This window comes from Streptococcus sp. KHUD_011 (genome assembly GCF_046352925.1).
Taxonomy (GTDB): Bacteria; Bacillota; Bacilli; order Lactobacillales; family Streptococcaceae; genus Streptococcus.
Window position 1 is genome coordinate 1796978 of the sequence record NZ_CP157578.1, and the last position, 17229, is coordinate 1814206.

General features: G+C 37.6%; 15 protein-coding genes. 5 read left to right on the plus strand and 10 right to left on the minus strand.

Translation table 11 applies throughout. From position 1 onward, the window contains the following. Window positions 1–10 precede the first annotated feature (10 nt). Together ABKJ27_RS08775 and ABKJ27_RS08780 are read right to left on the minus strand one after the other, a co-directional pair. The gene (locus tag ABKJ27_RS08775) at window positions 11–2074 is read right to left on the minus strand and encodes a heavy metal translocating P-type ATPase (RefSeq protein ID WP_410011699.1); all 2064 of its coding nucleotides are present in this window, start codon (window positions 2072–2074) and stop codon (window positions 11–13) included. 1 nt (window position 2075) lies between these two features. Further along, complete coding sequence (locus ABKJ27_RS08780; RefSeq protein ID WP_000910910.1) at window positions 2076–2354, minus strand: DUF6110 family protein; 279 nt, start codon at window positions 2352–2354, stop codon at window positions 2076–2078. 151 nt (window positions 2355–2505) lie between these two features. Between ABKJ27_RS08780 and ABKJ27_RS08785 the strand changes: the two genes are divergently transcribed. Continuing rightward, complete coding sequence (locus tag ABKJ27_RS08785) at window positions 2506–3354, plus strand: putative RNA methyltransferase (protein WP_371484009.1); 849 nt, start codon at window positions 2506–2508, stop codon at window positions 3352–3354. A 110-nt stretch (window positions 3355–3464) separates the two neighbouring features. Here the strand turns inward: ABKJ27_RS08785 and ABKJ27_RS08790 are convergent, their stop codons facing one another. The 8 genes from ABKJ27_RS08790 to malQ form a co-directional block, all read right to left on the minus strand. Then, window positions 3465–3671 (minus strand): membrane protein, encoded by a 207-nt coding sequence (locus tag ABKJ27_RS08790; protein ID WP_045606609.1) that lies wholly within the window; start codon window positions 3669–3671, stop codon window positions 3465–3467. 628 nt (window positions 3672–4299) lie between these two features. Continuing rightward, a complete protein-coding gene (locus ABKJ27_RS08795; protein ID WP_410011700.1) occupies window positions 4300–5049 on the minus strand; it encodes an ABC transporter permease in 750 nt (249 codons plus the stop codon). Next, a complete protein-coding gene (locus ABKJ27_RS08800) occupies window positions 5042–5866 on the minus strand; it encodes an ABC transporter ATP-binding protein (protein ID WP_023948448.1) in 825 nt (274 codons plus the stop codon). Before ABKJ27_RS08800 ends, ABKJ27_RS08795 begins: the two co-directional genes overlap by 8 nt. A gap of 41 nt (window positions 5867–5907) precedes the next feature. Beyond that, window positions 5908–6129 carry a hypothetical protein gene (locus ABKJ27_RS08805; protein WP_410011701.1) on the minus strand — a complete coding sequence of 74 codons (222 nt, stop codon included), beginning with the start codon at window positions 6127–6129 and terminating at the stop codon, window positions 5908–5910. A 158-nt stretch (window positions 6130–6287) separates the two neighbouring features. Then, window positions 6288–7184, minus strand: a complete 897-nt coding sequence (locus tag ABKJ27_RS08810) for a helix-turn-helix domain-containing protein (RefSeq protein WP_410011702.1) — start codon at window positions 7182–7184, stop codon at window positions 6288–6290. A gap of 149 nt (window positions 7185–7333) precedes the next feature. Further along, window positions 7334–8236 (minus strand): helix-turn-helix domain-containing protein, encoded by a 903-nt coding sequence (locus ABKJ27_RS08815; RefSeq protein ID WP_410011703.1) that lies wholly within the window; start codon window positions 8234–8236, stop codon window positions 7334–7336. 239 nt (window positions 8237–8475) lie between these two features. Further along, window positions 8476–10734 (minus strand): glycogen/starch/alpha-glucan family phosphorylase, encoded by a 2259-nt coding sequence (glgP, locus tag ABKJ27_RS08820; RefSeq protein ID WP_410011704.1) that lies wholly within the window; start codon window positions 10732–10734, stop codon window positions 8476–8478. Window positions 10735–10759: 25 nt separating this feature from the next. After that, entirely contained in the window at window positions 10760–12277 is a 1518-nt protein-coding gene (malQ, locus tag ABKJ27_RS08825) for a 4-alpha-glucanotransferase (RefSeq protein ID WP_000747274.1), read from the minus strand. 481 nt (window positions 12278–12758) lie between these two features. On the opposite strand from malQ, the gene ABKJ27_RS08830 reads away from it, so the two are divergent. From ABKJ27_RS08830 to ABKJ27_RS08845, 4 genes are all read left to right on the plus strand, one after another. Beyond that, window positions 12759–14030 (plus strand): extracellular solute-binding protein, encoded by a 1272-nt coding sequence (locus tag ABKJ27_RS08830; RefSeq protein WP_261044098.1) that lies wholly within the window; start codon window positions 12759–12761, stop codon window positions 14028–14030. Window positions 14031–14141: 111 nt separating this feature from the next. After that, entirely contained in the window at window positions 14142–15434 is a 1293-nt protein-coding gene (locus ABKJ27_RS08835; protein ID WP_020902369.1) for a carbohydrate ABC transporter permease, read from the plus strand. A 1-nt stretch (window position 15435) separates the two neighbouring features. Further along, the gene (locus tag ABKJ27_RS08840) at window positions 15436–16278 is read left to right on the plus strand and encodes a sugar ABC transporter permease (RefSeq protein ID WP_410011705.1); all 843 of its coding nucleotides are present in this window, start codon (window positions 15436–15438) and stop codon (window positions 16276–16278) included. Between the two features lie 145 nt (window positions 16279–16423). Further along, window positions 16424–17224 (plus strand): DUF1189 domain-containing protein, encoded by an 801-nt coding sequence (locus tag ABKJ27_RS08845; RefSeq protein WP_410011706.1) that lies wholly within the window; start codon window positions 16424–16426, stop codon window positions 17222–17224. The last annotated feature ends 5 nt before the right edge of the window (window positions 17225–17229 follow it).

Consider the following 17229-nt stretch of genomic DNA (forward strand, 5'->3'; position numbering starts at 1 on the left):
TAAATCTCATCTATCTATTTTTAATAGACAGACTACGCAGTACAATGCGCAAGGTTGTTAGATTATGTAAGATAGAGAGATTTGAAGGACTGAGCCAATTAAATAAGCCAAAGCCAATCAAACTACTATTTACGACAACGGTATCTTGAATATTCTTCTTGATGAGTGTTTGCAAAGATGATGATAGCCAATCCAACTCTTGGAAGAAATCCAAGCGATTATCTAACAATAAGATATCGCTCATCTGCTTAGAAATGTCTGCACTCTCATTCATCACCACACCGATATCTGATAGGGTTAGAGCCGCTGAGTCATTCAATCCATCTCCAACCATCAAAATAGTGTGACCTGCTTTCTGCAGTTCCTCTACTAACTCAAATTTCCCATCAGGTTTCAAGTCTGTATGGACCTGATCAAAGGGCAAATCTTTGACTAATTCCTCTGTTCTAACCAAGGTGTCCCCTGTTGCCAGAATCAATTTTTTCCCTTGTGCCTTAAGTTTCTCCAAGGCTGCTTTGGCTTCTTTTCTCAAAGGAGTATGAATGCAGAACATTCCAATCAATTCATTCTGATAAGCCAAGAATAAGAGATTGTAGTGACTCTTGTACTCTTCAATTAAAGCATTTTGTTCTGAACTGATATGAATTTGCTCATCCTGCATCAAAACATAATTCCCAATAAGAACTGGTTGCCCATCTATATGAGATTTGATCCCCTTGCTTGCGATATATTGGAGTTTCCCATGCATTTCCTCATGTTCAATCCCCTCTATCTCAGCTTGCTTGACGATGGCATTAGCAATAGGATGATAAATGTGTTCCTCAAGACAGGCACTGATTCTGAGAATATCTTCCTCACTATAGTCCCCAAAAGGTAACACCTTTTCAACTATAGGATAACTAGTTGTGATTGTTCCCGTCTTATCAAACAAGAAAGTATCAACTTCCAGATATTTCTCCAGAACATCCCCATCCTTAATCACCATTTCACGATTCAGCCCCTCCTTGATAGCTGTCAAATAAGCTACAGGAGTAGAAATTTTCAAAGCGCAGGAAAAATCGACCAATAGGAAAGAAATAGCCTTAGAAAAAGAACCTGTTAATAGGTAAGTCAGACCAGCCCCCAAGAAATTATATTTGACGACCTTATCCGCCATCTTGATGAAATAGCGTTGTTTCGTTTTCTTGTTTTCTTCAGATTTCTTCATCAACTCAATCAGCTGTAAAATACGGCTGTTCATCTGATTATCGGTTACACGAATGCGCAACTCACCAGTTTCTAATACTGTATTTGCACAAACCAAATCAGACTCTCCTTTTTCAACTGGAAAACTCTCTCCCGTCAAGGAACTTTCGTTGACCATACCTAAACCTGAAACTACTTGTCCATCAAACAGAATTTCATTTCCTTGAGATAGGACCAAGACATCTCCTATTTGAACATCGGAACTCTTGATACTAACAACCGTATCGCCCTGTACTAGGAATACATCGCTCTCTTTTGCAAGAAGACTCTGTTCTAAATCTGTTGCAGTTTTTTTCAAGGACCACTGATCTAAATGATTCCCCAAATCAAGCATAAACATGATATTACTTGCTGTCTTGGATTGGTTCATAAACAAGGACAATAAAATCGCCGAACAGTCCAAGACCTCCATCGTTAGTTCCTTACGCGCTAGTGTTTGATAGGCTTCTCTAATATAGCCAAAAGCCTGATAACAAGTCCATATATAGCGAATAGGATACGGCACAAAACTACGAAAAAGTACACGCTTAATCGCTGCACCTGAAACAATAGAATAAGCACTCTCTTCTCTACGAATGGGAAGAGTCATCAACTCAGAAACTTTCCCTTTATCAATTCTTTTTAAAAAGGCTTCTGCATTATCTAATACAGAAAAGCCTTCTTTTATACGTAGAGTAAAGTGCTGTTGATCCATGTAAAACTGGATAGACTCAATCCCCTTTTCATCTCTCGCCAAGGAACGAAGATAGTCTTGAATATCCAAGGTGAGTGAAAAAGAAGATGATAGTCGGATATGTTGGTATCCTCTATGTAGCACTTTAAAAGACATATTATTCTCCTATAAGGCTATCTAATTGCTCTTCTTTTTTCTCTTGCTCGTACAAATATTTGGCATCTTGCAAGACATCGTCTCCATGTTGTTTCACAACAGAAACAGATGCATCTAGCCCGTCTTTCAACTTGTAAGCCTTAGCCAAAGCTTTAGAATAACCTTTTTTAGCTTCCTTACTTGCCAAGATTTTCAAACCAAGGGTACCAAATGCGACACCACCCAAAAAGAGTGATGATTTTTTCGCAACTTTTGCAACGGTTAATACTTCTTTTAACATACTTATTTCCTCCTTATCATTATTATATAGAAATTTAGATATAAAAGCAATTTTATTCTATAAATTGGAGAATTAGTTTTATTTCTACTGAATCTCCCATCTACTTATTCCTAAAGTTGCTTTCATTTGCCTCTTTTGATACACTTAAACTATGAATACAAATCTCAAACCCAAACTTCAGCGTTTTGCTTCTGCGACTGCCTTTGCCTGTCCTATCTGTCAAGAAAATCTGACTCTGCTAGAGACTAGTTTCAAGTGCTACAACCGTCATTCTTTTGACTTGGCGAAATTCGGCTATGTCAATCTGGCACCTCAAATCAAGCAATCTGCCAACTACGACAAGGAAAATTTTCAAAACCGTCAACAGATCCTAGAAGCTGGCTTTTACCAAGCTATTCTAGAGGCCATATCTGATTTACTTTCAAACTCAAAAAATGCCAAAACAATTTTAGATATCGGTTGTGGTGAAGGTTTCTATTCTCGCAAACTCCAAGAAAACCATCCTGATAAAACCTTCTATGCCTTCGACATCTCCAAAGATTCCGTCCAAATCGCTGCCAAGAGCGAACCCAACTGGGCAGTCAACTGGTTTGTTGGTGACTTAGCTCATCTTCCTATAAAAGACGCCAGCATGGATATTCTGCTTGATATCTTCTCACCTGCCAACTATGGAGAATTTCGTCGCATTTTATCCAAAGACGGCATCTTGATAAAGGTTATTCCAACCGAAAATCACCTCAAGGAAATCCGTCAGAAGGTACAAGACCAGCTGACAAAAAAGGACTATTCCAATCAAGATATCAAAAATCATTTCCAAGAACACTTTACCATCCTATCTAGCCAAACAGCCTCTCTGACCAAACCTATCACAGCAGAGCAGCTTCAAGCCCTACTCAGCATGACTCCCCTACTCTTTCATGTCGACCAGAGCAAGATAGACTGGAGCGACTTGACAGAGATTACCATTGAGGCAGAGATTCTTATTGGACAAGCACTGTAATCGGCATATACAAAAAACCGCATTTCAAGAAGATCTGCGGTTTTAAATTTCAATTTTTAAACTATCTATCCGAAAAATTTAGGAAATTTACCAATTCTGAGTTCTAATCTTTATTTTCGATTCGAAATAACAAACTTATCAATAAATAGCAAGTGAAATAAGGCAAGTGTAATTCCCGATAAGCACCCATGATAAGAGATTTCTTGATGGGTAAGGGGGTAAAGATTACTATTACCCGCCAATAGGCATGTTAAAATAACAAATAGAATCCAAAATAAATCCGTCCATTTATATTTTGAAAAATATTTTTTCCACATAAAAACACCTTCTTTCCTACAATTATATTATAACACTCGATGTAAGCGTATGCAAGAAATATGAGGTGATCAACTACGAATAAACATGAGGATGAAAGACAGTAAAAACCAGCATTTCTAAACCTTCACTGTATCTAGGATTTATCTGTTTTTGGACAAGATTGACCCAAATCCACAGCATTCAAATAAACAGTAAGTGATATAAGGCCAGTACCAAACCCCATAAACTACCACGAAAAGAGATTTCTTGATGATTGAGAGGAAACAAATCGTAGTTACCTATATAGAGGCAGGTCAAAATTATAAATAAAATCCAAAATAAACCCTACATTCTTAAAATAACTTAGTACATAAATGATAATGCTGTCGCCGCCATCAATATTGCAAGAACTATTTTCCAAATTTTTTTATTTTTTCCAAAAATCTTATCAGGTAACAAGCTTATTACAAGAAAGGTAATAAACAACACCAATTTTGTATATATCATAAAAACACCCTCTTTCTTATAATTATATTATAACACCTTATGTAAGCGAATACAATAAATATGAGGTGTTCAACTACGAAGAAACATAAGAATGAAAGACAGTAAAAACCAGCATTTTAAGCGCTGGTTTATTGTTTTAAACTAAGCTTTAAAAAAAGTTAGTTTTCGAAGCTGATTAATTGTTAGTTTCCCAAACTGTACTCTTTTTTTATTTTTTAATCCCCAATAACTAAGGGCAAGTAATGCTACAACCCAAGCAAAAGTAATCCCCAAACTGTCAAAATTCAACTTGAAATCTGGTTTATTAAAGAAATCTACATAAGCTCCTAAGAAGGTTGTGTCCATAAATTTCTTAACCTCTGAGCTAACTTGAGAAAACATCGGTAAGAATGAAAGACCAAGCATTGGAATCAAACCATAAACCTGAGCCTGCGTTTGTGTCTCTGAAATAGCTCCAATTACTAGATTTAAGAGAATTGTACATAATGCTACCAGAGAAGCTACTACAAGGTATACAGGATAATCTTTTGCGAAATCCACTTCAACCATAATAGGGAAAGAAATAACTGAAGCCAAGGCAAAGATTACAGGATAAAACAAAACGGAAATAAGATATTCTCCACGGCGAACCCCACTTAAAATGAGAGTTTTAAAAATTCTTTTTTCTTTTTCCTCTGCAATAGAGTTTGAAATCATTGAACCAGAAGAAAATGAGAATGCCATTGTTAAAGAACTATACAATAGTGCTTTCCCTTGAGTGCCATCTGTATTCATAAAATTTTGGAAGAGTAGAACCATAAAGAATGGGAATACTACCTGTACCAAAGTGTTTTTATTTGTTAATAATACTTGTGTCCTCAACCAGATAAGGGCTAAAATTCTCTTAAACATCTAATTTTTCTCCTGTCAATTTAATAAAAATGTCTTCTAAAGTTGGTTCACATGAGTGAATCGTCATTATTTTTTTATAATCTTCTTGCTGCAAGTCTTCGAATCGCACTACTTTTTTAGTCGAATCACTATAAGTTACTGCAACTTTTTTTTCCGTGTTGTATTTTTGGATAATTTCGCTTGGGCTTCCTTGTTCAATAAGATCACCTTTATTCAAAAGAGCTAGGTTATCACATAATAAAGTCGCCTCATTCATATCATGAGTAGTTAAGAAAATGGTTGTTCCTCTTTCCTTTAACTCCTGTAGTAATTTGTGAATCTTCTTTGAGGTGGTGGGATCTAACCCACTTGTAGGTTCATCTAAAAATAGAACTTTAGGGTAATTGATTAAAGCACGAGCTAAAAGCATTCGTTGACGCATTCCTGTAGAAAGTTTCTCAGCTGGAGTGTCTTTACTATCATACAGACCAACTTGTTTTAGAATTTCTTCAATTCGAGATTTTGAAACTCCGTATAGTCTTGCAAATAGCAACAAGTTATTGTACAAACTTAATTTTTCGTAATAACCACTTGTGTCACCTACTAAACCTAACTCTTCAAAATCTGACGGAAGTAATTTTTGAGAATCTTTCCCTAATAATTCTGTCTTTCCGCTGTTAGCCTGTAGCTGTCCTGTCAGAATATTGATCATTGTTGTTTTCCCTGAACCAGATGGACCTAGGAATCCAAAAATTTCTCCTTCGTTTATTGAAAAACTAATTTGATTTAAAGCAATATTATCTCCAAATCGCTTTGTAACTCTTTCTACCTTAATCATTGTATTACCTCTTTCTAATGATAAATTGTATTTTAGAAACTTCACTCACTCCCATCGGTTATGTCAACAACTCTAATTCTAGGCTTTAAGTTGGAGTCCATTTTGATTTCTCTCATTTCATATGGAAGTAAAAGAACTAATTTTAGTAGCTTCTCATCAAGTGTTACTTTACATAGGCGTCTGCTATCGAGACTATTTTTGATAATCAGATAGTCCTTCTTGACAAACTTTTCATCCATATAATAGTTAATTGTTTTTACCATATTTTCCTCCCATCTGCTAATCTCCATCCCATTAAATAGGAATGTTTCTAGCATTGCGTTCTGCTTAACTTATTTACAATAACAGTATATACCTTACGAGAGTAAAAAAACAGGACATTTATGTCCACTGACATTTATGTCCTGTTTTTAAATTGAAATTATGGAAAATCCTTATTTTTTTCCTCTATCACTCGATCCCTAAATGATTTATCATTTAATAATTCCGAACCGTTTATTGCTTTATTATAGTAGTCCCAAGCAAGATCTTTATTCTGATTGGTATGAATATAATATTTGGCTTCAAAAAAATCTACTGTAGGTAGTAAAGCAAAATCTTGTATTTCATCTATTATTTCTCGTACAACACTTAGCGTTTGAGGCATTAAATCATAATATTCAATATTAAAGTGATATAAAACAATTGATACAATAACCCTTTGAATCAAATGAATATTGTTGGCATCAGAGAAATTAGTTTGCTCCAAGATGTTAGAATAGATATTTTTAAATACATTATCAATTGGCTTAGCATTCAAAGTACACTTTAAGAAATATAAGTGTAAAATTAATAAATCATTAGTATCATAATTTGTTTTTAAAAGTAACTGCTCAAAATACTCCTCAATCAATCCTTCTCCAAACTCAGCGTTTTCAGAAACATATACATCATCAATGGCTTGTAAAACCTCAACTGCTACTTGCTCATCTTCAGGAAGTTGGTCATAAAAACGTTCCTGAATATCTTCAAAGATAGCCTCACGTTGGCGGATTTTTTCTTCATCGCCATGAATAGATTGACGAATCAATTTCGTTTTTAGTTTTAAATACTCTTTAGGAACAATTAGTAAGCCCTCGTCAATTAACTGAGATATTGGAACTCCCAATACTTTGGCTATATAGTCTAGTTTCGCTAAACTGGGCAAATTATTTCCAGTTTCAATTCGACCTAACTGACGAACAGTAAGTTCTTTTTCATCTCCACAAAATGCTTCTCTACTCAATCCTTTTTCAGTCCGTAAGGTACGAATTCGTTTCCCTATTTCCAAATTTTTCATCTCATTCCTCTATAAATAGACTTTTGCACACAAAAATAAAAGTACTTATCTATTTGTTAATATCTATTATTTCAAATATATTAAATTCTTACTAACAAAGCTCCCCATGTTGCCTATCAGCATCCCTTCATAATGAACAAAGAGTTTTTTTACATATCAGGGAACTCTTCTTTTCTCTCCTCTATCACTCGATTTTTGAAATTCATATCATTAAAAAATTCTGCCCCATTGATAGCTTTTTCATAGTATTGTAGGGCTTTTTCTTTATCTTTTTCCCCGTATAGGTAATATTTAGCTTCCAAGTAGTCTACCGTTGGTTTTAAGTTTGAATCTTGAATTTCCATCATAATTTCTCTTAGAAAACTAAAAATGACAGAGATATCTTCGTAATATTCGTTCCTCAATTGATACAACAGTATTGCAATTAATACTCTCTGTAGTAGATGCATGTAAGTGTTATCTGAACAGTCAATTATGGTCACGATGTTATTTCTTACTTTTTTTAAAACGTCATCATTTCGTTTAAAACTAATAGCATTTGATAAAAAATATAAATATAAGATCAATAAATCATTTACAGAATACTCCGTTTGTAGCAAAGTTTGATTGAAATATTCCTCAATCAAGCCCTCTCCAAATTCAACATTTTCGGAAACATATACATCATCAATAGCTTGTAGAACCTCAACTGCTACTTGCTCATCCTCAGGGAGTTTATCATAAAAATGTTCCTGAATATCTTCAAAGATAGCCTCACGCTGGTGGACTTTTTCTTCATCTCCATGAATAGATTGACGAATTAACTTCGTTTTTAGCTTTAAATACTCTTTGGGAACAATTATCATGCCTTCATCAATTAACTGAAACATCGGAACTCCTAACACCTCAGCTATATAGTCTAGTTTTGCTAAGCTGGGCAAGTTATTGCCTGTTTCAATTCTGGCCAACTGACGAACAGTAAGATGCTTTTCATCTCCACAAAAAGCTTCCCTACTCAATCCTTTTTCAGTCCGTAAGGTACGAATCCGTTTCCCTATTTCCAAATTACTCATAATAAGCCTCTTTAAATTCTAATTTGATATTCAAATAACAAATTGTATACGTTCTCATTTTAACACACTTTCTTGAAATTTTCAGATAAAAATAATTATAACGAATAGTTGTAAACTACAATTCTATAGATGATTCTCTCAACATAGTATCTGAGGTCTATTTCTAGTCAAACATTCAAAAAAGCGAATTTCAACCGAAACTCGCTTTTTTTCAAAATGTATTAGTATAAATTTGTATCTTAGTTCAAGTGCCAGATATCTTCGTTGTACTGAGCAATTGTACGGTCAGATGAGAAGAATCCTGCTTTAGAGATGTTAACGATGACTTTATCCAACCATGCGTCACGGTCTTCGTAGTCAGCCAACATTTGCTCTTTAACCTTGATGTAGTCTTCCAAGTCAAGAAGAGTCATGAACCAGTCTTTGTTGATCAATTCATTGTAAAGACGTTCCAAGCGCTCTTTGTTTCCAGCTGCAAGAACTGCATCGCTAACGATGAAGTCAACCAATGGTTTGATAGCTTCACGAGCATAGAATTCGCTTGATTTGTATGCTGCTTTATCGTAAAGGTCGATAACAGTTTCTGAATCTTCACCAAAGATGTAGATGTTTTCGTCACCAACCAACTCAGCGATTTCCACGTTAGCACCGTCCATAGTACCAAGAGTCAAAGCTCCGTTCAACATGAATTTCATGTTACCAGTACCTGAAGCTTCTTTAGAAGCAAGTGAGATTTGTTCTGAGATATCACATGCTGGGATCAAGAAGCTTGCTGCAGTAACATTATAGTTTTCAACCATAACTACTTGCAAGTGTGGAGCTACTGCTGGATCGTTAGCAATAACTTCTGACATGCAAAGAATCAAGTGGATGATGTCTTGAGCGATTGTGTAGGCTGGAGCTGCTTTACCACCAAAGAAGATTGTGATTGGGCGAGCAGGGATGTTACCAGCTTTGATGTCAAGGTATTTGTGAATCACGTACAAAGCGTTCATTTGTTGGCGTTTGTACTCGTGAAGACGTTTGATTTGGATATCAAAGATAGAGTTTGTATTGATTTCCACACCTTGGTGTTCTTTCAAGTGACGAGCCAATTTACGTTTGTTGTGAGCCTTGATGCTTTCCAATTTTTCTTTGACAGCTTCTTTGTCTTCATAAGACAAGAGTTTTTCAAGCTCATCTGCTTCATGGTGCCAACCTTCTCCAATAATCTCATCCAAGTAGTGAGACAGTCTTGGGTTAGCATGCATGAGCCAACGACGGAAAGTGATACCGTTTGTTTTGTTGTTGAATTTTTCTGGGTAAAGGTCGTAGAAGGCTTTCAACTCAGAGTTCTTCAAGATTTCAGTGTGGAGTGCTGCTACCCCGTTTACACTGTATCCATAGTGGATATCCATGTGAGCCATGTGAACACGTCCGCTCTCATCGATAATTTGAACAGCTGGATCTTTGTATTCTGCTTTCACACGACGGTCCAATTCTTCGATGATTGGTACCAAGTGAGGAACCACTTCTTGCAAGAATTCAAGAGGCCATTTTTCAAGAGCTTCAGCAAGGATTGTGTGGTTAGTGTAGGCAGTCATGCTACGAACGATTGAGATTGCTTCGTCAAGTTCGATACCACGAGCAATCAAAAGACGAATCAATTCAGGGATAACCATTGATGGGTGAGTATCGTTGATTTGTACAACTGCGTAGTCTGCAAGGTCATGCAAGTTGCTTCCTTTTTCGATTGCTTCTTCGATGATCAATTGCGCACCGTTTGAAACCATGAAGTATTGTTGGAAAATACGGAGCAATTCACCTTGACGGTCACTATCATCTGGGTAAAGGAAAAGAGTCAAGTTGCGAGCGATATCTGTCTTGTCAAAGTTGATACCATCTTTAATGATTGAAGAATCAACTGAATCCAAGTCAAACAAACGCAAGCGGTTCTTAGTTTCTGTCTTGTAACCAGGTACATCGATATCGTAAAGAGTTGATGTCAATGTGAAGTGAGCAAATGGTACTTGGTAGCTACGGCTTGAGCGAACCAACCAGTTTTGCTCTGTCAACCATGCATTTGGAATTGTTTCTTGTTGGTTATTTTTAAGAACTTGTTGGAAAAGACCGTAGTGGTAGTTAAGACCAACACCGTCACCGTTCAAACCAAGAGTAGCAATTGAGTCGATAAAGCAGGCAGCCAAACGTCCCAAACCACCATTACCAAGAGATGGTTCCAATTCAACTTCTTCAACTTCGATCAAGTCTTTACCTGCAGCTGCAAGTTCTTTTTTGACATCGTCGTAAAGACCAAGGTTGATCAAGTTGTTTGACAAAAGTTTACCAATCAAGAACTCAGCTGAGATGTAGTAAACTTTTTTCTTACCAGTGTTAACTGGTTTTTTGCTACTTGCAAGCTTGCTGTAGTTAAGAAGAGCCAGGTAAAGCTCTTCATTGCTACATTCTGCAATGGTTTTATTGTAACGATTTTGTACAAATTCTTGTAGTGATAACATGTTTAAGGTGTCTCCTGATATTGTATTATTTCTTTAATTCTACCAAATTTTCATTGATTCGGCGATAGATTGTTGTCAAGTCAAGCAAGCCTTCCTCGACAGCTGGTGTCAATTGATCTTCAGTCATACGCCAAGACCAGTTTCCACCAAGGGTAGATGGGAAGTTCATACGAGCTGCCTCATCCAATTCTAGCAAATCTTGCATAGTTGCAATTGCCATGAAGCTAACTGATGAAAAGACTGTACGAAGCATAGCATGTGGCACTGTTTCGTATTCTTTACGGTTAGTGTAGCGCGCCATGTATTCACGAGTCGCATCATCGATCTCGTTACGGTACCAACCAAGGACCGTATTGTTATCGTGTGTTCCTGTGTACATAACTGAGTTAGCAGGTGCCAAGTGTGGGCTATCGATACTTTCGTCTTCTGGGTTGAAGGCAAATTGAAGAATCTTCATTCCTGGGAAGCCAGTACGTTCACGCAATTCGATAACTTCGTCTGTCATGAAACCAAGATCTTCTGCGATGATGTTTAGCTCACCAAGCTCTTCCTTAACGGCTGCAAAAAGCTTGTAGCCAGGACCTTTCACCCACTCACCAGGTGCTGCTGTATCGGAACCAGCAGGGATTTCCCAGTAAGATTCGAAACCACGGAAGTGGTCAATACGAACGATGTCGTAGATTTTGAAGCTTTCACGTAAGCGTTCAATCCACCATTTGTAACCATCTTTGTCCATTGCTTCCCAGTCATAGATTGGGTTACCCCAAAGCTGACCAGTTGCAGAAAATTCATCTGGTGGGCATCCTGCGATGCAAGTCGCCTTACCGTTAACATCTGTCTTAAAGAGATGTGGATTTGCCCACATATCGCTTGAATCTTCCGCTACGTAGATTGGCATGTCTCCAACGATTTCGATGTGGTTGTCGTTAGCGTAAGCTTTCAATTTCAACCATTGTTGGAAGAAGAAGTATTGAGTCACACGGTGGTAAACCAACTTGTCTGCCAATTGCTCACGGTAGCTTTCAAGTGCTGAAGCTTTACGAGCACGAGCATCTGCATCTGGCCATTCAGTCCAAGCAAGATTATCAAAATGCTCTTTGATAGCCATATACTCTGCAAAGAGTTCAAGCCATGATTGGTTGTCTTGAGCAAATTTCTCAAAATCTTTAACATCTCCCACTTCCAAGAAACGTTTTACCGCTTTTTCTAAAAGAGGACGACGTGCATAGTAGATTTTCGCATAATCAACTTCAGACGCATCACTACCAAAGTCAACCCCTTCAAGGTCACTTGCTTGCAACAAGCCTTGTTCCACCAAGATATCTAAATCGATAAAATGAGTGTTCCCTGCGAAGGCTGAGAAAGATTGGTAAGGAGAGTCTCCGTAACTAGTTGTTCCTAGTGGAAGGATTTGCCAGTAACGTTGTTTTGTGCGAACCAAGAAATCAACGAAGTCGTAAGCACTTTTACCAAATGATCCGATTCCGTATGCTCCTGGAAGAGAAGAAATGTGCATCAACACACCACTTTGACGTTTTTTCATAATAAGCACCTCATGTGTTTATAGTTAGATATTACATTTTTATGAACGCAAACGTTTGCGCTATTACTAGTATAGCTTATTTTCTTGATAAATGCAAGCGGTTTTAGATAACTTTTTTGATTATTTTTTTAAAATTTTTTCTTCTTACTCGTATATATATTCTTTCAGGAAACAAACAAAATAGGAATAAGGGTTTCACTTATCTCATTAAGCAAAAATAAAGTGAGAATCCTCCCTGCTTTCCATTTGTAAATTAGGCAATCGTTTTCTCAATTTTTTTAAAAAAAAATAAAACAAAAGCGATTTTTAGATTTTCTACTATTATAAACAAATAAAACGCTTACCCTTTTCGTGAAATTTTTTTAAAATTTTTACAAAAAACACTTGCAACCGCTTTCCGATTGTGTTATACTAGTCCCGTAAAGGAAAACGTTTGCGTTTCCTCATTATAAAATTTGTTATTCTTTAGGAGGAATACACTATGTCATCTAAATTCATGAAGAGCGCTGCTGTGCTTGGAACTGCTACACTCGCTAGCTTGCTTTTGGTAGCTTGCGGAAGCAAAACTGCTGATAAACCTGCTGCTTCTGGTTCATCTGAAGCGAAAGAACTCACTGTATATGTAGACGAGGGATATAAGAGCTATATTGAAGAAGTTGCTAAAGCTTATGAAAAAGAAACTGGAGTAAAAGTCACTCTTAAAACTGGTGATGCTCTAGGAGGTCTTGATAAACTTTCTCTTGACAACCAATCTGGTAATGTCCCTGACATTATGATGGCTCCATACGACCGTGTAGGTAGCCTCGGTACTGACGGACAACTTTCAGAAGTGAAATTGAGCGACAGCGCTAAAACAGATGATAAAACTAAATCTCTTGTAACAGCTGCTGACGGTAAAGTTTACGGTGCTCCAGCCGTTATCGAGTCACTAGTTATGTACTACAACAAAGACTTGATAAAAGAAGCTCCAAAAACTTTTGCTGACTTAGAAAACCTTGCTAAAGATAGCAAATATGCCTTCGCTGGTGAAGACGGCAAAACTACTGCCTTCCTAGCTGACTGGACAAACTTCTACTATGCATACGGACTTCTTGCTGGTAACGGAGCTTATGTATTTGGCGATAACGGTAAAAATCCTAAAGATATCGGTCTTGCAAACGAAGGTTCAATTACAGGTATCAACTACGCTAAATCTTGGTATGAAAAATGGCCTAAAGGTATGCAAGATACAGAAGGTTCTGGAAACTTAATTCAAACTCATTTCCAAGAAGGTAAAACAGCTGCTATCATCGACGGACCTTGGAAAGCTCAAGCCTTTAAAGATGCTAAAGTAAACTACGGTGTTGCGACTATCCCTACTCTTCCAAATGGAAAAGAATATGCTGCCTTCGGTGGTGGTAAAGCTTGGGTCATCCCTCAAGCCACTAAGAACCTTGAAGCTTCTCAAAAATTTGTAGACTTCCTTGTTTCAACTGAACAACAAAAAGTATTATACGATAAAACTAACGAAATCCCAGCTAACACTGAGGCTCGTTCATACGCTGAAGGTAAAAACGATGAGTTGACAACAGCTGTTATCAAACAGTTCAAGAACGCTCAACCAATGCCAAACATCTCTCAAATGTCTGCAGTTTGGGATCCAGCGAAAAATATGCTCTTCGATGCTGTAAGTGGTAAGAAAGATGCGAAAACAGCTGCTAACGATGCTGTAACATTGATCAAAGAAACAATCAAACAAAAATTTGGTGAATAAAAAAATTTGTTCAAGGGGGGTGGAATTCAAATCCCCCTTTGAATTTATCAATAGAAAACATATATAGTTTGGGTTTTAACTAGAAACCAGTATCCTATGAAAGGAGTTATTATGGAAAAGCAACAACCTAGTAAAGCAGCCCTGCTGTCTATCATTCCTGGGTTAGGACAGATTTACAATAAACAAAAAGCCAAAGGTTTTATCTTCCTTGGTGTAACCCTTGTATTTGTCCTCTACTTCCTAGCACTTGCAGCCCCTGAATTGAGCAATCTTATCACTCTTGGTGACAAACCAGGTCGTGATAATTCCCTCTTTATGCTGATTCGTGGTGCCTTCCATTTAATCTTTGTAGTCGTTTATGTACTCTTTTATTTCGCAAATATCAAAGATGCACATACAACTGCCAAACACATTAACAATGGCATACCAGTAGCTCTTACTTTTAAAGAAATGGTCAAAGGAATCTATGAAAATGGCTTCCCTTACCTCTTGATCATTCCATCTTATGTTGCCATGACTTTTGCGATTATCTTCCCAGTTATCGTAACCTTGATGATTGCCTTTACCAACTATGACTTCCAACACTTGCCACCAAACAAATTGTTGGACTGGGTTGGTTTAACTAACTTCACAAACATCTGGAGCTTGAGTACCTTCCGTTCAGCCTTTGGTGCCGTTCTTTCTTGGACTATCATTTGGGCTTTATCTGCCTCAACTTTACAGATCGTGATTGGTATCTTCACAGCTATCATTGCTAACCAACCATTTATCAAAGGAAAACGTATCTTTGGTGTTATTTTCCTTCTTCCTTGGGCTGTTCCAGCCTTCATCACTATCTTGACATTCTCAAACATGTTTAACGATAGTGTTGGTGCTATCAACACTCAAGTATTGCCAATCTTGGCTAAATTCCTTCCTTTCCTTGATGGTGCTCTTATTCCTTGGAAAACAGACCCAACTTGGACTAAGATTGCCTTGATTATGATGCAAGGTTGGCTTGGATTCCCATACATCTACGTTTTGACTTTGGGTATCTTGCAATCTATTCCTAACGACCTTTACGAAGCAGCTTATATTGATGGTGCCAATGCTTGGCAAAAATTCCGCAACATCACTTTCCCAATGATCTTAGCTGTTGCGGCACCTACTTTGATCAGTCAATACACCTTCAACTTTAACAACTTCTCTATCATGTACCTCTTCAATGGTGGAGGACCTGGTAGTGTCGGTGGTGGAGCTGGTTCAACTGATATCTTGATCTCATGGATCTACCGTTTGACAACAGGTACATCTCCTCAATACTCAATGGCGGCAGCTGTTACCTTGATTATCTCTATCATTGTCATCTCAATCTCTATGATCGCATTCAAGAAACTACACGCATTTGATATGGAGGACGTCTAAGATGAATAACTCAATTAAACTCAAACGTAGACTGACTCAAACCCTTACTTATCTCTACTTGATCGGCCTATCAATTATCATCATCTATCCACTATTGATTACCATCATGTCAGCCTTTAAAGCAGGTAACGTCGCAGCCTTTAAACTCGATACGAACATCAACTTCAATTTTGATAACTTTAAAGGACTCTTTACTGAAACCCTATACGGTACATGGTATCTCAATACCTTGATCATCGCCTTGGTTACCATGGCAGTTCAAACAAGTATTATCGTACTTGCTGGTTATGCCTACAGCCGTTACAACTTCTTGGCTCGTAAACAAAGTTTGGTCTTCTTCTTGATTATCCAAATGGTGCCAACCATGGCCGCTTTGACAGCCTTCTTCGTTATGGCGCTTATGTTGAACGCCCTTAACCACAGCTGGTTCCTCATCTTCCTTTATGTTGGTGGAGGTATCCCGATGAATGCTTGGCTCATGAAAGGCTACTTCGATACAGTACCAATGTCTCTAGACGAATCTGCAAAACTAGACGGTGCAGGACACTTCCGCCGCTTCTGGCAAATTGTTCTTCCACTTGTTCGCCCAATGGTTGCCGTACAAGCTCTCTGGGCTTTCATGGGACCTTTCGGGGACTACATCCTCTCTAGTTTCTTGCTTCGTGAGAAAGAATACTTCACTGTTGCCGTTGGTCTCCAAACCTTCGTCAACAATGCGAAGAACTTGAAGATTGCCTACTTCTCAGCAGGTGCTATCCTCATCGCCCTTCCAATCAGTATTCTCTTCTTCTTCCTACAAAAGAACTTTGTTTCAGGACTTACAAGTGGTGGCGACAAGGGATAATATATCCCCGCCACCCTTTTTCATTTTGGATCTTGTGACTATAAAACTATCCTTGCAACAAGCAATTTTTCTCCTAGACTTGAAATAAAGCGCATTTCTCTATATAATAATACTCATATAGAAAACACCTTTTAGAAAGATACCTATGCTTCCATATCCATTTTCCTATTTTTCAAGTATTTGGGGATTTCGTAAGCCCCTATCCAAACGTTTCGGGCTCAACTGGTTTCAACTGCTCTTTACCAGCATCTTCCTGATCAGCTTGTCTATGGTACCCATTGCCATCCAAAACAGCTCCCAGGAAACTTATCCGCTAGAAACCTTTATCGATAATGTCTATGAACCATTGACAGATGAGGTTGTCCAGGATCTCTCTGAACATGCTGCAATTGTTGATGGTAAATTAACTTATACAGGAACAGCTAGTCAAGCCCCTTCTCTTTTAATCGGTCCAAGTCAAAGCAAGGAATTACCGAAGGATTTGCAACTGCATTTCGATACGAATGAGCTAGTCATCAGCAAGGAAAGCAAGGAACTGACCCGGGTCTCTTACCGAGCGATTGAGACTGAGAGTTTCAAAAGTAAAGACAGCTTGACCCAAGCAATTTCTAAAGACTGGTACCAGCAGAATCGTGTCTATATCAGTCTCTTCCTAGTTCTCGGTGCTAGCTTCCTCTTTGGTTTGAATTTCTTTATCGTCTCTCTGGGGGCTAGTCTTCTCCTTTATATCACTAAGAAATCACGCCTCTTTTCATTTAGAACCTTTAAAGAGTGCTACCATTTTATCTTGAACTGTTTAGGATTACCAACTCTGATTACACTTATTTTGGGATTATTTGGCCAAAATATGACAACCCTGATAACTGTACAAAACATTCTTTTTGTTCTGTATCTGGTCACTATCTTTTATAAAACACATTTCCGTGATCCAGATTACCATAAATAGGAGAT

What these genes read in the sequence shown, in the direction of transcription:
- ABKJ27_RS08775 (WP_410011699.1), bottom strand. Translation starts at nt 2,074, where the DNA reads ATGTCTTTTAAAGTGCTACATAGAGGATACCAACATATCCGACTATCA.
- ABKJ27_RS08780 (WP_000910910.1), bottom strand. Translation starts at nt 2,354, where the DNA reads ATGTTAAAAGAAGTATTAACCGTTGCAAAAGTTGCGAAAAAATCATCA.
- ABKJ27_RS08785 (WP_371484009.1), top strand. Translation starts at nt 2,506, where the DNA reads ATGAATACAAATCTCAAACCCAAACTTCAGCGTTTTGCTTCTGCGACT.
- ABKJ27_RS08790 (WP_045606609.1), bottom strand. Translation starts at nt 3,671, where the DNA reads ATGTGGAAAAAATATTTTTCAAAATATAAATGGACGGATTTATTTTGG.
- ABKJ27_RS08795 (WP_410011700.1), bottom strand. Translation starts at nt 5,049, where the DNA reads ATGTTTAAGAGAATTTTAGCCCTTATCTGGTTGAGGACACAAGTATTA.
- ABKJ27_RS08800 (WP_023948448.1), bottom strand. Translation starts at nt 5,866, where the DNA reads ATGATTAAGGTAGAAAGAGTTACAAAGCGATTTGGAGATAATATTGCT.
- ABKJ27_RS08805 (WP_410011701.1), bottom strand. Translation starts at nt 6,129, where the DNA reads ATGGTAAAAACAATTAACTATTATATGGATGAAAAGTTTGTCAAGAAG.
- ABKJ27_RS08810 (WP_410011702.1), bottom strand. Translation starts at nt 7,184, where the DNA reads ATGAAAAATTTGGAAATAGGGAAACGAATTCGTACCTTACGGACTGAA.
- ABKJ27_RS08815 (WP_410011703.1), bottom strand. Translation starts at nt 8,236, where the DNA reads ATGAGTAATTTGGAAATAGGGAAACGGATTCGTACCTTACGGACTGAA.
- glgP (WP_410011704.1), bottom strand. Translation starts at nt 10,734, where the DNA reads ATGTTATCACTACAAGAATTTGTACAAAATCGTTACAATAAAACCATT.
- malQ (WP_000747274.1), bottom strand. Translation starts at nt 12,277, where the DNA reads ATGAAAAAACGTCAAAGTGGTGTGTTGATGCACATTTCTTCTCTTCCA.
- ABKJ27_RS08830 (WP_261044098.1), top strand. Translation starts at nt 12,759, where the DNA reads ATGTCATCTAAATTCATGAAGAGCGCTGCTGTGCTTGGAACTGCTACA.
- ABKJ27_RS08835 (WP_020902369.1), top strand. Translation starts at nt 14,142, where the DNA reads ATGGAAAAGCAACAACCTAGTAAAGCAGCCCTGCTGTCTATCATTCCT.
- ABKJ27_RS08840 (WP_410011705.1), top strand. Translation starts at nt 15,436, where the DNA reads ATGAATAACTCAATTAAACTCAAACGTAGACTGACTCAAACCCTTACT.
- ABKJ27_RS08845 (WP_410011706.1), top strand. Translation starts at nt 16,424, where the DNA reads ATGCTTCCATATCCATTTTCCTATTTTTCAAGTATTTGGGGATTTCGT.